Source organism: Leptospira fluminis (genome assembly GCF_004771275.1).
GTDB classification, from domain to species: Bacteria; Spirochaetota; Leptospiria; order Leptospirales; family Leptospiraceae; genus Leptospira_B; species Leptospira_B fluminis.
Map to the genome: position 1 here is coordinate 312,368 of NZ_RQEV01000003.1, position 13,643 is coordinate 326,010.

The window sequence follows — 13,643 nt, forward strand, 5'->3', positions numbered from 1 at the left end:
TTAAGTTTTTATTGTATCGTTGATGATTCGGTTTGCTTGATCGCTTCGGGAAAAACCATTTCGAAAGGAGAAATTCCGAACCCGGTTCTGAATCCTCCGGCTTTCAAAAAATCCGGAAACACGGTTTCGTCGATCCAAAGGTTCTCTAATCTTGCGAATTTCCCTTTTCCCGTTCCATTAAACGAAGTATTTAGATATTCTCCGTCCTGTTTTTGGAGGAGAGAAAGTCCGAACGGGGAAGTACTCACGGGAAAATTCAATCCTATCGTACGTATGCTGGCGCGTAAAAATAATTTGCCATCACGAGAGACTTCGATCTTAGTAACTGAGTTTTGACGCGTCCATACGAAGTCCGCTTGTTCTTTCGGAATTGCCCAATTCCGTCTGCCGGCCTCGACGGATTCTCGGCTAGAAACGAAGATACGGGTGATTCTTTTGAATTTTTTTCCGTTCCATTCGAAATTTCCGGGTATGTACAGAACTTCATGGTAAGGTCCTACGTCCGAACTCGAATAATTTACGAAGAGCAGAGCACCTAGTCCGCCTCCGTAAGATTTGCGATCTTCTTCATCCATAAAAGAGGACTCTAGATTGTATGCCTTTTTAGAAAAGAGAGGAAAAAGAAAACCTTCTCCCTGCAATTTCCAAGGTGCGGGAAATTGTCTTTTGTCTCCTGTCGACCGGATTCCGGTCTTTTTGGCCTTAGGAGTCTTAGATTCCACTTTTGCAGACTTATTGGAAGCGTCGGAGGCTTTCTTTTTGGGTTTGGCTTTCGTTGTTTCCTGTGTTTTCATGAAGTTGAATCCGTTTCTTTTTTATGGACCCATCCTCCGAAAAACCCCGAATTTGGAAAGGAAACTCTTGAATCTCCTACGCATTTTCGAGATAACTGGAATAGGACAGAATATTTTCTAAAGGAAGGTAAGATTCCTTTAGTCTCTATCCGGAGGCAGCCATGACCGTAACAGCCACTCGACCGAAACGGCGCACTAGAAATAGTCTTAATAAAGAAAGCATCGTTCAGGCAGCGATGCAAATTCTCAACGAAGACGGAATCGACGGATTGTCGATGAGAAGAATCGCCGAAAAGCTGGATTGCAGCGTTGCGAGTCCTTATTCACATTTTAAAAGCCAACAGGATATCATCAAAATTCTGATTTCCCAGGGCGAAGCTCAACTTACCGAAACTTTGCGGGAAGCGAAACTGCATGGGCATTCCGCTTACGAAAAGCTTACGAGAATCGCAAGAACGTACTACGAATTTTCCGGTAATAACCAGGAGTTGCACAAGGTCATGTTCAATACCGTGCACGGTCACATGCACCGCAAAGCCTTTCCGAAACTACCGACCAGTTATAGGGTATTTTTGGAAACGATCCGGGAAGGATGTCGCTCGGGGGAATTCATCATCACCGAAGAGGAATATCCTTCTTTAGCCAGGACCATGTATTCCTGGATGTACGGAATCATCGTGCTGGATATGACCGGAATGTTGAAGAAGAGAGGAATGGGAGATCCGTTAGACGAAGGATTTCTTTTCTTTCGCAAGATCCTTTTAGGTGAAGACGAATAAATCCGCTTTTGAAGGACGAACGCCGGATCCGACTATGTCGGCCCGAAGCGCCTCATCCGATCGAATGAAAAAAAGAATCGCTTCCTTTATTGCAGCCATACTTCTCTTAGGCTTAGCATCCATTCCCACACTGCGCTCTTCGGAAACCAGAGTATTGGACCAGGAATCCCGAAAAAGCACTTCGGGAAAATTCGTTCGACTCTCTCAGGGCTGGACACATTACGAATTTTCCGGCAGCGAGACCGGAGATTTAGTCGTCTTAGTCCACGGCTTTTCCATTCCGTACTTCATCTGGGACGGAGTTCAGGAGGCGTTAGTCTCCGCGGGATTTCGGGTTCTAAGATTCGATCTTTACGGAAGAGGCGCTTCCGATCGGCCGGGAGTAAAATACGACTTGGATCTGTTTGATAACCAATTGGAAGAGCTGATCCGAGAATTAAAGATCCGGGAACCCTTCCATATCATGGGACTTTCCATGGGGGGCGCCATCACCGCCAAGTTCGTAGGAAAAAGGCCGGAGCGAATCAAAAAAGTAATATTGATCGATCCGTTTTCCTCAAAGGCGGAAATCTTTCCGTTGAACGTTCCAGGGATCGGAGAGTACGTCTCGGCTTCCTATTTGATTCCCTCTTTACCCGAACGTCAAAAAGGGGATTTCTTGGACCTGAACAAGATCCCGGTAAGTTGGAAGGAAAAATACCGACAGCAGATGCAATTCAAGGGATTCGGTGCAGCCATCCTTTCCACGCTTCGGAACCTCCTTTCTTTGGATCCGCGTCCTCAATATGAAAGCTTGGCCAGGGCGGAAAAAAAGGTATTATTGGTCTGGGGAAAGCAGGATCGCACCACTCCGCTGGAAACCGGATCTTACGTAAAAGAGTTACTAAAACCTACATTTCTCTTAGTGGAGGAATCCGGCCATCTACCTCATATAGAAAAGCCGGAAATCGTAATCCCGGCGATTTTGGATTTTTTATAGGGAACTCCTCGCCTCCGAGGTCGAAGAGGAGGAAATTTCAATTTCCTTAATATTTAGCTAAGGTGGAGTCCACATCGTCCGAGTATTGCAAAACGCCTCCTTCCAGATTGAATACCTTGGAAAAACCGGTCGATTTCAAAAACGCGCAGGCATTGCCGGATCTTCCACCTGAGCGACAGTAAACCACGATGTCTTTTCCGGAATTTTTCCATGCATCCAGTTCTGAAACGCGGGCCGGTAATTCGGAAACCGGAATCAGAAGATCCGTGCCCTCGATCAGGCAGATTTCCTGTTCATTCGGGTTCCGCACATCCAACAAATAGAAATCGTCCTTTCCCGCGCTTCGCGCGTCCAGCCTCGTTTTTAACTCTTTCGGATTCATTTCGTTCTCCCTTTCAAACCGCGGAAGATAATTCTTCCAACTCCAATTGGAGAGTCTCCCACTGTTCCGTCAAACGAAGGATTTCCGCCTTGGTCTGATTGTAAGTGTCCAACTCCATTTGATAACTGCGATTCTTGTAAAATTGAGGGTCCGCTAAAAGTTCCTCGGAATTCGTCTTGTTTTTTTCCAACAAGGCGATTCTGGATTCGATTTGCTCGATATCTTTTTGGATCTTTTTTACCCTATTCTTATCCGCATTCTTTCTAGTCCTGCTCTTATCCTTGGACTCGCCCTTCTCCGAAACCTCGTTGGATTTTGCGAACCCGCCTTCGGCATGCAGGTCTTCCGGAGGAAATTTAAGATAATCGGAAAAACTAGTGTTCAAATCCCGGATACGACCCCCGGAAACCGATATCGTCCGATTGCAAAGGTCCTTGAGAAATTCAGGATCGTGGGAGATGACGAGCACCGCACCGGGATAAGATCCTAACGCTCTCTTAAGATTCTCGCGGACCACCAAATCCAAATGGTTGGTCGGCTCGTCCAGAAAAAGACAATTGGATCCCAACTTAACAAGCAACGCTAAACGCAGTCGACTTTGCTCTCCTCCGGAAAGTAGACCGACCTTTTTAAAAACCCTATCGTCCGAAAACGAGAAATAACCCAAAAGGTTTCTGGCTTCGACCTCGGGAATTTCCGGATATGCGGAAAGAACAGTTTCGAGAATTGATTTTTCCGGATCCAGATTTTCATGATGATTTTGGGAAAAATATCCGATTCGGGTTTTCGGTCCGAATGTGATGGATCCCTTTTTCAACTTGTGAATTCCCAATAGACACCGGAGAAAAGTGGACTTACCCGCCCCGTTCGGACCGATTACCGCGATTTTATCGCCTGTAGAAACGTGCAATTCCGCGTTTTCGAAAATATTGGGGGATTCGGCACCGTAGGAAAAATCCGCCCCTTCGATTCGAAAGGCCATATTTCCGCAGGGAATATAATTAAAATCGTATTCGGTTTTGGAATTCCAGAAAGATTCTTCGGGGGCATCCACTTTATCCCGTTTTTCCAGCCTTTTGATTACGCTCTGCACAGCTCGGGCTTTGGTCGCTTTCGCTCGAAAGCGCTCGACCCATTCCATTCTCTTCTTTAAGTAGGCTTCTTCCTTTTGGAATTGTATCCGAAGTTTTTCCAACAGCTCGTTTTTGTGTTCGAAGTATTCCTCTAGAGTACCTTTAAATTCTAAAACACCCGAAGGATTCAATTCCGCGATCGTATCCGTAGTGGCGTTCAGAAACTCGGGATCGTGGGTGACAAGGACGAAGGATCGGTTGGTATTTCTTAGGTATTCCGCCAACCATTCTTTGGAGGAATGGTCCAAGTGGTTCGTGGGCTCGTCTAACAAAAGGAGATTTCCCGGATTCAATACAGCGATCGCTAATCCTAGTCTATGCTGGTAACCCGGGGAGAATTCCTTTACTTTTCTTTCCATCTGTTCGTTGGAAAAGCCGAGCCCACCTAGAACCTTTTTCGCCTTGGCTTCCAATTCATGGACTCCGTAAGTGAAGGCATATTCCTCCAACGCGCTTTGCTCTTCCAGGAGGGAAGTAAATTCCGAAGAATCGTGATCCGTGCTGGCATCCATCCTAGCGTGAATATTACGGGAACGTAAAATGTATTCGTTATAGTGTTTGTGTCTGGAAAGAGCGGTGTCGATGACCGATACTTCGAAGTCGAAATCCGGAATCTGTTGAAAAAGAGAAATTTCCGTATGTTTGGATCGACTAACGATTCCCTCCTCCGGCACCAGGTCGCCTTCCGCCATGCGGAAGAGAGTGGATTTGCCTGAGCCGTTTGGTCCGACCAGGGCTACTTTGGATCCAGGTTTGATGTGCCAGGAGAATTTATCGAATAAGGTGGAGCTGCCGAACCGGTGCTTGATCTCTATAAACTGTAGCATGGTTCTTAAAGTGTGTAGAAGAGGAGGAGAAGGCGCTCGTCCGTTTTAGACGAGCACCCCGGGATTCAAAAGTAGTGCTATTTCTTTTTAGCGAGCAATTCTTGCTTTCTCGCCTTAAGATGTTGTACGTACTTGCTCGTTTCCCCGTTCATCTTCTCGACGGCGTCCTTAAGAGCTTGGTCCAGCTCCTGAACGGACATCTTGTTGATTTTTTTATTCTTTTTTTCGGTAGTCTCGTCAGACATAGGTACCTTCCGATGCGTTCGTATTACCAAAATTTTACCAATATGCCTCTTCGACAACTCATTTTGACTAGGGAAAATCGAGGCTCGTATCGGACATGCGTGAAAAATAGCTGGAATCGAAACACGGACAAGCGTACATTTCTTGGCTGATATGTTCTATACCTTTTTTGCCACAAAATCCGGAATCGGTCCGCTATTCCTAAGAATCGGACTCTTTACGTGTATCTTCCCTCACGGCGCTCAGAAGGCGATCGGATGGTTCGGAGGTTTAGGCTACGACGTTGCAATGGATTATTTTACGGATACGTTGGGGTTTCCCGCATTTTTAGGAACGGCCGCCATTTTTTTCGAATTTACCGGATCGATTTTTCTGGCGATCGGATTTTTGACCCGTTTCTTTGCATTGGGAATCGGCATCACACTTTTCGTGGCGGCGTTGACTCACGTACATTATGGATTCTTTATGAACTGGTTCGGCGACAAAGGTGGGGAAGGTTTCGAATACCACATTCTCGCAGTATCCATGGCGATAAGTCTGTTCTTTTCGGGAGGCGGGTCTTATTCCGTCGATCGGTCCATCTCGCACGGAATAGTATAAATTTAGAGGGAGACTCTCGCTTCGCGAGACCGATCTTTCAGGCGGAGTTTCGTAAATAAAAAACCCGGGAGAATTCCCGGGTTTTATGAAAATCCAAGATTGGAGAATACGATTTAGTAGCGAATCGTTTCCACCACGGATTCGTCCAGAATGTAGGAGCCCTTTAAGGTTTGAACGATCAGTTTTCCTTTTTTCTGAGAAACGACTACTCCGCGCAACTCACGACCGTCTTTTAGAATGATTTGCTCGATGCTCTTGTCATAGATCTCGCTCAATTCGGCTTCCGTTTTTGCCGTCTTAAGACCTCTGGTAGTCTCCATCACTTCCTTATCCAGGGCGTTCAGGTTCTTACGCATGTCGATATATTCCGGCAGGGAATTCTTTGCACGATCCGTATCTTCGTAATAGGTGGCTTTTTGGACGGTGACGATTACCAAGCCGCCTACGCTCAGGACTTTTTCTGCCTCATCGTTCACCAAAGGAGTCACTTCCACCGCTCCATCCGATACGAATACCGAAGATTCTTCCGGAGTAACGGCGACTTCGAAGGAAGTTCCTCGAACGGCAGCAACCACGGTAGGAGTATCCACGACGAAATTCGCGTTTTTCTTTTCCTTCTCAACCAAGTTCAGGATCCGACCGGAAAGGAGGGAAAGTTTCACTTGAGAAGCGTCCGTTTCTCTCATACCCTTCAGCATCAAACTGGACTTTTCTTTGATCCGGATCATGCTAGAGTCGGTCAGACCGATATCGACTGAGCCTCCTGGCCCGGTAACGATACGATCCCCTTCGGTCAGGATATCTCCGATATGGATCGGAGATTCCGATTCCCGAACGACTTTCGCGTCCCCTTTAACGAAAACCACGGCCGCTTTTAAAACGGAACCTTCCACAACCGGAGCCTGAGATCCTTTAAAGAATTTGAAATATCCGCCTATACCGATTCCGATTAAAAGGACCGCTGCAGCAGAGAGGAAAAAGATCCGACGACTTGTATTTGGAAGTTCAACGACATTCTTCTGATTTGAAGTTTCCACAACGATAGCCTCCACTTCGAAGCGGGGGAATGTTTCGATCCAAGTAGGATCGAAATCCGGCAATTTAGAAACGGCCCGAGTTCTTTTTAAGAGCTCGGCATAGGCATCGAAATTAGGTGTCATCCCATTCATCCTCTTTCTCCGTTTCTAAATTCCGGGATCCGGCTTGGTTGCGATTTCTCCGCTTCCAGTTTGACTAACAAATCGTAAAGAGTCCCGTTGCTCGTTTTTTTCAAAATAATGCTATTTTCGACGGATAGAATCACGGATTTAAATTATAAAAAAGAATTCCTTCAACTCTTAAGAAAGGATTCCGGTTTAAATCCTCTTCTCTTTCCTTCCTGTAAAATAGCCTTTTCGGCCCTTTCCAGAAGCCTCGAAACTCCGGAAACGGAAAGACTCAGGACCTGCGCGATCTCTTCCAACTTACACCCTTGAGAATAGCGAAGTTCAACCGCGGTTTTCTGCTCTTCCGGCAGTATTTCCAGGATTTCATTCAGTGCTCGAGTCAGATCCTGAGCTGCCATATCGTCCAGAACCTGTCCTTCCGGACCTTGCGACTTGGAACCGAAAAAGGAAGCTACCTCTTCCCCGCCCATCAGAGAAACGTTCTTTTGATAATAGGATTTACCATAGTTGATCATCAGATTTCTGGCGATCCGAAACAGAATCATCCGAGCGATCTGTTCCTGTGGAAGGTTCCCCTTCCCGGAATAGTGTTTAAAAAAGTTCAAAAACGTGTCTTGCAAAAGATCGAGAGCGGTAGATTCGTCCTTCACCGAACGCCGAATAAAGGAGAACAAGTGGTCCTTGTTCGCGTTGTACAGTTTTTCGAAAAACAAGGTGTCCGACACGGTAGATAGAAAGTTTTTAACCGGTTGCCTTTTTTCAAGTAAATTAGGTTTTTTCTTGAAGAAAGATATTGCCAAAAAAACCTTCGAATCAGTGAATTCTAAACTCGGGGTTGCTAAAACCCGAGAAATGCGAACTTTCCCTATGTATCTACGAAAGCTGATTTTGTCCGTTATTTTCGTTTCATCCACCGCAATGTTCGGGGCAACCCTGACTCTAAAAAACGGAAAGGTACTCCAAGGGAAAGTAGTCAATCAGACAAGAACCGATGTGCAGATGGAAGTCGACGGAAAAGTTTTAACGATTCCGAAAACAGAGATCCAAGAGCTCCGTCTGAAAGACGAACCCAAGCAAGAACCGAAAAAAGTCGAGCCCCAAAAAAAAGAAGAAGTCCCTCCTAAAAAGGAGGAGGTCGCCCAGCCCGGAAAAATTCGGTGGTGGCAAAAGCCTCGTTGGAATTATCCGCTGAGTTCTGCGGTTCTTCCCGGATGGGGGATTTGGAAAGCGGAAAAAAAATGGCAAGGGGCAGCGACCTTTGCCGCAGTTGTCGGATTGGCATATTATTCCGTAAAGACGAGTGGGGAATTCCATTCCGCGAAAAGCGCTTACCAAAATAAGGTTTATGAGTATTTACTGATCTCTCAGAGCAACTCTACGTTAAACCCTCCTTCCGCCACGCTCATCCGAGTTTTGATCGGATCGGCATATTCCGGAGGGGCCTTTAAACACTACCAAACGGCGAGCACCCAGTCCAACGACGCCTTGATCTTTTTCGGTATCGCCTACGGTGCCCAGATCCTGTATTCCTATTTTTTAGGAGTGCAAAAAGAAAAGCTCCTGACCGGAGATGCTACCCCCGAGGGATTCCAATTCAGCCTCAATCCGACGTACCGTCCCGCATCCATGGGCGGGAACGGAGTAGGATGGAATACCGAATTGCGTTATAGCTGGAGATTCTAAAATACGAGCGTGAAATTCCGGAAGATTGATTTCTCGCTCTTTCGCCAAGTCTGTCCCTTAAGCCGCTCTACGTTTCCGCGCCGCCCCTCCGCTTTCTCCATCTTTTCCGCAAAAATAAAGTTCAAGCATATAGCTGAATAAAAAACAGCGGGAAACTCCGTGCCAGCGAGAGATATTCCCCAGACGAATCCAATCCATTCCTTCCGGACGAAAATTGATTCGATCAAAATTTTCGGACGACCTCGGCTTCTTGCGCTGGTAGAGAAGTAGGGAAGATTCGGAATTCAGTTTCTCTCCCTTTTCCAGCCTAGCCGCATACAATTCCAGGAGCTCGTTCAAGCATCGCGACAAAGGCTTTTCCCCCTCCCAATGTTGCAATAGGCGAACATAAAGGTTTCTAGACAGAAGAAGAGTGCAATTCGGCACTTCCCCTTTCGGAGATTTGGCTTTTAACGTGTGAATTTTCGAACGAGATTCTGACGGATTCGAGGGCTTTTCCCACTGCATATCCCTACCTGGCGATAAAATTGCGGGATCATCGTGATTTTTCCGCTATTAGCGAAAATTTATACGTTCGAAAATTCCACAAAATCAGATTCTTTTTATCGTATTCCAAAGAAAACCGGATCTAAATTAGGAATCAGTACGGAGAGAAAAATGCCTACGGAAAAGAAACTGGAATTCGCGACTTTGGGAGGAGGTTGTTTCTGGTGTATAGAGGCCGTATACCAGCTCGTAAGCGGAGTAGAATCTCTGGTTTCCGGGTATGCGGGCGGAAATGACCTCGCTCCGAATTATCGATCGGTCTGTACCGGAACCACGGGGCACGCGGAAGTGGTCCGTATCGGATTCGACCCTACGATAATTTCCTATTCCGACATTCTGGAAATTTTTTGGGAGGCCCACGACCCGACTACGATGAACCGTCAGGGAAACGACCAAGGGCCCCAATACCGGAGCGTTATTTTATTCGAAAACGAGGAACAGAAAGAGATAGCGATCAGATCAAAGGAAGGAGCCGGATCCAGATTCACCTCTCCTATCGTTACGGAAATCGAATTTTTGGAAAAATTTTTTCCAGCGGAAGAGTACCACCAAAACTATTATCGCACCAATCCCGACCAACCCTATTGCCACTACGTAATCAAACCCAAGATAGAAAAGTTCTTAAAAAAGAAAACGCATTGAGCAAAGGACTCAACCACCCATCGGCAATCGAATGAAAAATTTCGTTCCGCTTGAGGAAGTATCGAAGCGGATCGTGCCGTTATGATTTTCCACGATTCTGCGCGCGATATCCAGACCTAATCCGGATCCTTCTCCCTGCGCCTTGGTAGTAAAGAAAGGTTCGAATATCCGTTCCGCTATGGATTCGGGAATCCCGGGACCCGTATCTGAAATTCTGACTTCGACTTCGTAATCTCCGATCCTATGAATTTCAAGAGTCAATACGCCTTTAAAATTCATGGCTTGGGCGGCGTTGTAAACCAGGTTCGTCCACACATGCAATAGATCGTCCGGATAAGCCTGTATCGGAGGCAGTTCGTTGTAATTCTTTCTGATTTCCACCCCCGTCTTCAGTTGGTTATGGTAGATCGTAAGTACCGTTTCCAAACTCTCATAGAGATGAACCGCCGTTTTCTCCCCCTCGGATCTGAAATGGGAAAAGTTCTTAAGAGCATAGACGATTTTGGAGGTCCGATCCACCGATATTTCAATGAGCCTACAGCTACGAGCCGCTTGAATTTCGTCTAACGCATACATTAGGACTTCTCTCGAGTGCTTGCCTGCGAATAAACCGGGAAAATCGGTCAGCGCATTTTCGAGACCCGCCTCGACCAATTCCTCGGCCAGAGAATGAGCTCCTTCTATACCCAACTCTTTTAGATTGGTCTCCAAAACTTTGGTTCTTTTTCGCGTTTCCTTGGGAGACAGCAATTCCTGGTGATAGTGCCCTTTTCGAAGCAGGGAATACAGATCGTCCCGTCCTTTTTCCTCCAAACCGCGAAGGATGAGAAAGGCTTCCTCCATCCGTTCCGTGGAACGGTTGAAATGGCTCCGGATCGTTTCGTTGGCCGCACTAATCACTCCGATCGGATTATTGATTTCATGCGCGATCCCTGCAACGAGCTGACCTAACGCCGCCATTTTTTCCGATACCACCAATTGGTTTTGCGTCTTTCTCAGGTTCAAGAGAGTGGATTCCAATTCGCTTTTCTGCTCCGCGATCAGCAGGTTTTGTTCGGAAATTTCGCGATTCAAGACCCGCAGTCCCTCCGCCTCTTTTCGGTCGGCAGTGTCCTGAACCACGTTGATCATGCTTTCTTCGCCCTCTATCAAGGCGAATCTTGTGGAAAATTCGCAGTGAAGCACCCTGCCGTCCTTTGTCCTATAAAACGTTTCTTCGTTTAACAGAATCCCGTCCCGCATTATCTTCTCTATGAACTTTTTTCTTTCCTCGGGATAAACCCAAAGCCCGATGTCCAAGGCCGTCTTTCCTACGGCGTCCTCTCTCGTGTAACCGAATAAGCGGGTAAAACTCTCGTTAATGTCGAAATAACGTCCATCTTTGACTCTCGATATGGAAATCGCATACGGACTGAGCTGAAATATTTTTTCGAACAACTCCTGATTCGTTCTTAATTTTTCCTGAGCCAAAAATTTCTCGGTGATATCCTGACTTGTCCCGAATAAGGTATTCGAATCCTTGTATTTTCCGCGGACATGGATGAACCTTTTATCTCCGTCGATACGGATCGCCTCGTATACTACATCCAACGAAAAATCGGGATCGTCTTTTCTGCGAATGCAATCCTGAAGAATGTTTACGATCTTTTGTTCTTCTTCCGGCGCCACATGTGCGTCCAAAAATTTCCTCAAAGATACGACCTTCGATCCTTTCGGATTCGCCTCTCCCAAAATGTACTGAAATTCCTCGGTTAAGACGATTTCATTCGTCCGAATGTTGAAGGTCCAACCTCCGATCTGCGCATATCTCTGCACTTCCGCCAATTCTTCCTGGATCTTCCGGAATCCGCTCATTGCAAATCGCATCAAAAACGCGATCATGATGAAGCCGATGGAAACTCCGAGCAGGATTCCTTTGTTCGAAACGGCCTTATAAACGGGCCGGATCAAATCCATGTCCGTTAAGAGGACGCTTACGGCGCCTACCAGAATCGAAAGGATCGTGTAAATCGACGCTGCCAGATTTCCAAGGACCAAAGCGGAAAAGACGATCAAAACCATACAAAACGAAAACGCGATCGATTGCACTCCCCCTTCCCGTAACACAATGGAAAAAATCATGAGCCATTGCAGTCCGATCAAAAAATGGGCCGCCGCTTTGAGCTTTCCCCGCTTGGCCAAGATATGACTCACGAGAACGGCAAGCGGAATCAAATAAACAGAAAGATAAGTAGGTTTGGGTTTATCCGCGAGAATAGGATGTAGAATACGAAACGCCAGCATCAATCCCAAGCATAGAAGCATTAAGGCGTAAAGCAATCGAACGGAGGCGTCTTTTCGCGCGTCCGAAAAGACCGGGGGTCGTAAAAATTCGGGTATTTTTAAATGCATCATCCGTAACGGTTTATTCGGCGCTGTTGTTCTAGCATTGGACGAAAAGAAAGAAAAGTCCGATTTTGGTTTCAAAAAAAACTTTTTATCAAGATCCTTTCATCGGGGAAAATTCGGGCGAATAGGATTTCCGGGAAATTTCTCGGATCGTTCCTTTTCGAAAATGCGACTATAGTCTATCGATCCGCCAAGTCCATAACAAAATTCTAAAATTCCGACCTTAGCCTTTGCGGGAAAAGTCCTTAAAGAATTCCGATTTCCGAAGAAGGGCCCTCCTAAGACTTGAACAGAATCGCGCTTTCTACGAATGAACGGCGTTTCCTCCCTACTCGGGAACCCACGAGCCAGAGCCCGGCAACCCGGAATTTTTCTTGATCGTCCGTAATGAAAACGGGAGTATCGCAGAGTATGGTTCGTACCAAAATCCTCTGGATCCTCTTCCTTTCGATATTCGCCTCGTGTTCCGCGAATATTGCCCTGAACGGAGACCTTCAACACCCGAAGACTTCGGATAATTGGAATTTAACGATAGAACATTTTTCTCCGACAACCGGCTCGAATCCTAAAAAATATCCGGTCATTCTCTGCCACGGCTTCATAGCGAATCGGAAATACTTTAAGATCAACGAAAAATCCTCCTTAGTCGCGAATCTCCAAAAGGAGGGGTACGACGTTTGGCTTTTGGACCTGCGCGGAAGACAAGACGCCGGTTCCCCTTCCCTCTTTTTCGGAGAGAAAACCTTCGACTATTCCATAGACGAATACATCAAGCAGGATATGGGCGCGGCTATTAAGTACGTGCTGGACGCTACGGGAAAAGAGAAAGTCAATTGGATCGGCCATAGCATGGGCGGTATGATTTCCTACGCCCGTATCGGAAGCTTGGGAGAAACGAGGGTGGCCAACCTAGTCACCATCGGCTCGCCCATGATCATGGATCCTCCTTCCAGAGCGCTCCAACTGTGGTCCGACTTCACTTGGGGATTGTATTTATGGCCCGTGGTTCCCACGGAAACTTGGTCCCGAATCCGAGGGGGTACGGGAATTCCGTTTTTACCCAAAAAGAATTTCGAAGAATTGTTTTGGCATGCGGACAATATAGATCCCAAGATCGTTAGCGGAGTTTTGACCTCTTCGATCGCTTCCGTCACGAAGCGGGAAGCGAGGCAAATGGATAAAGTCATCGAAACCGGATCCTTCCGGTCCGAAGACGGAAAAACGAATTACGCGGATGGATTGGCGAATATAAAAATTCCCGCCTTATTGATCGGAGGTAGAAGGGATAAACTCGGTTTTATGTATTCCCTTAGATACGTTTACGACACGATCGGATCCTCGGATAAAACCATGTTCGTAGCATCCAAGGGAAAAGGCCTTTCCGACGATTACGGTCACACGGATCTTTTGATCGGAAAGAAAGCCGACGAAGAGGTCTTCCCCGTTCTCTTACAATGGTTGAACAAAAGGAATTAACCCGG

Annotated in this window: 14 protein-coding genes; 6 read left to right on the top strand and 8 right to left on the bottom strand. The window is 46.6% G+C overall.

All coding sequences use genetic code 11. The features are described from left to right. Window positions 1-8: 8 nt before the first annotated feature. Window positions 9-794 (bottom strand): acetoacetate decarboxylase family protein, encoded by a 786-nt coding sequence (locus tag EHO61_RS03335; RefSeq protein ID WP_135812202.1) that lies wholly within the window; start codon window positions 792-794, stop codon window positions 9-11. Between the two features lie 161 nt (window positions 795-955). On the opposite strand from EHO61_RS03335, the gene EHO61_RS03340 reads away from it, so the two are divergent. Both EHO61_RS03340 and EHO61_RS03345 read left to right on the top strand, forming a co-directional pair. Then, window positions 956-1,573 (top strand): TetR/AcrR family transcriptional regulator, encoded by a 618-nt coding sequence (locus EHO61_RS03340; RefSeq protein WP_135812203.1) that lies wholly within the window; start codon window positions 956-958, stop codon window positions 1,571-1,573. A gap of 34 nt (window positions 1,574-1,607) precedes the next feature. Next, window positions 1,608-2,552 (top strand): alpha/beta fold hydrolase, encoded by a 945-nt coding sequence (locus EHO61_RS03345; protein ID WP_246031990.1) that lies wholly within the window; start codon window positions 1,608-1,610, stop codon window positions 2,550-2,552. 46 nt (window positions 2,553-2,598) lie between these two features. Here EHO61_RS03345 and EHO61_RS03350 read toward each other — a convergent pair whose 3' ends face one another. From EHO61_RS03350 to EHO61_RS17180, 3 genes are all read right to left on the bottom strand, one after another. Further along, window positions 2,599-2,934, bottom strand: a complete 336-nt coding sequence (locus tag EHO61_RS03350) for a rhodanese-like domain-containing protein (protein ID WP_135812204.1) — start codon at window positions 2,932-2,934, stop codon at window positions 2,599-2,601. Between the two features lie 13 nt (window positions 2,935-2,947). Next, the gene (locus EHO61_RS03355; RefSeq protein ID WP_135812205.1) at window positions 2,948-4,894 is read right to left on the bottom strand and encodes an ABC-F family ATP-binding cassette domain-containing protein; all 1,947 of its coding nucleotides are present in this window, start codon (window positions 4,892-4,894) and stop codon (window positions 2,948-2,950) included. Window positions 4,895-4,971: 77 nt separating this feature from the next. After that, entirely contained in the window at window positions 4,972-5,139 is a 168-nt protein-coding gene (locus tag EHO61_RS17180) for a hypothetical protein (protein ID WP_167880163.1), read from the bottom strand. A 151-nt stretch (window positions 5,140-5,290) separates the two neighbouring features. On the opposite strand from EHO61_RS17180, the gene EHO61_RS03360 reads away from it, so the two are divergent. Then, on the top strand, window positions 5,291-5,737 hold the full coding sequence (locus tag EHO61_RS03360) for a DoxX family protein (RefSeq protein ID WP_135812571.1): 447 nt from the start codon (window positions 5,291-5,293) through the stop codon (window positions 5,735-5,737). 113 nt (window positions 5,738-5,850) lie between these two features. On the opposite strand, the gene EHO61_RS03365 is transcribed toward EHO61_RS03360, so the two are convergent. Both EHO61_RS03365 and EHO61_RS03370 read right to left on the bottom strand, forming a co-directional pair. Then, window positions 5,851-6,906 (bottom strand): FecR domain-containing protein, encoded by a 1,056-nt coding sequence (locus tag EHO61_RS03365; protein WP_135812206.1) that lies wholly within the window; start codon window positions 6,904-6,906, stop codon window positions 5,851-5,853. Between the two features lie 161 nt (window positions 6,907-7,067). Next, the gene (locus EHO61_RS03370) at window positions 7,068-7,616 is read right to left on the bottom strand and encodes an RNA polymerase sigma factor (RefSeq protein ID WP_246032015.1); all 549 of its coding nucleotides are present in this window, start codon (window positions 7,614-7,616) and stop codon (window positions 7,068-7,070) included. A 154-nt stretch (window positions 7,617-7,770) separates the two neighbouring features. Here EHO61_RS03370 and EHO61_RS03375 point away from each other — a divergent pair, with 154 nt between their 5' ends. Next, on the top strand, window positions 7,771-8,586 hold the full coding sequence (locus EHO61_RS03375; protein ID WP_135812208.1) for an LA_0442/LA_0875 N-terminal domain-containing protein: 816 nt from the start codon (window positions 7,771-7,773) through the stop codon (window positions 8,584-8,586). A 57-nt stretch (window positions 8,587-8,643) separates the two neighbouring features. Here EHO61_RS03375 and EHO61_RS03380 read toward each other — a convergent pair whose 3' ends face one another. Further along, window positions 8,644-9,093 carry a DUF1564 family protein gene (locus EHO61_RS03380; protein WP_135812209.1) on the bottom strand — a complete coding sequence of 150 codons (450 nt, stop codon included), beginning with the start codon at window positions 9,091-9,093 and terminating at the stop codon, window positions 8,644-8,646. Between the two features lie 150 nt (window positions 9,094-9,243). On the opposite strand from EHO61_RS03380, the gene msrA reads away from it, so the two are divergent. After that, window positions 9,244-9,774, top strand: a complete 531-nt coding sequence (gene msrA / locus EHO61_RS03385) for a peptide-methionine (S)-S-oxide reductase MsrA (RefSeq protein ID WP_135812210.1) — start codon at window positions 9,244-9,246, stop codon at window positions 9,772-9,774. Between the two features lie 9 nt (window positions 9,775-9,783). On the opposite strand, the gene EHO61_RS03390 is transcribed toward msrA, so the two are convergent. Continuing rightward, window positions 9,784-12,165 (bottom strand): sensor histidine kinase, encoded by a 2,382-nt coding sequence (locus EHO61_RS03390; protein ID WP_210415301.1) that lies wholly within the window; start codon window positions 12,163-12,165, stop codon window positions 9,784-9,786. A gap of 408 nt (window positions 12,166-12,573) precedes the next feature. On the opposite strand from EHO61_RS03390, the gene EHO61_RS03395 reads away from it, so the two are divergent. Continuing rightward, on the top strand, window positions 12,574-13,638 hold the full coding sequence (locus EHO61_RS03395) for an alpha/beta hydrolase (protein ID WP_135812212.1): 1,065 nt from the start codon (window positions 12,574-12,576) through the stop codon (window positions 13,636-13,638). Window positions 13,639-13,643 lie beyond the last annotated feature (5 nt).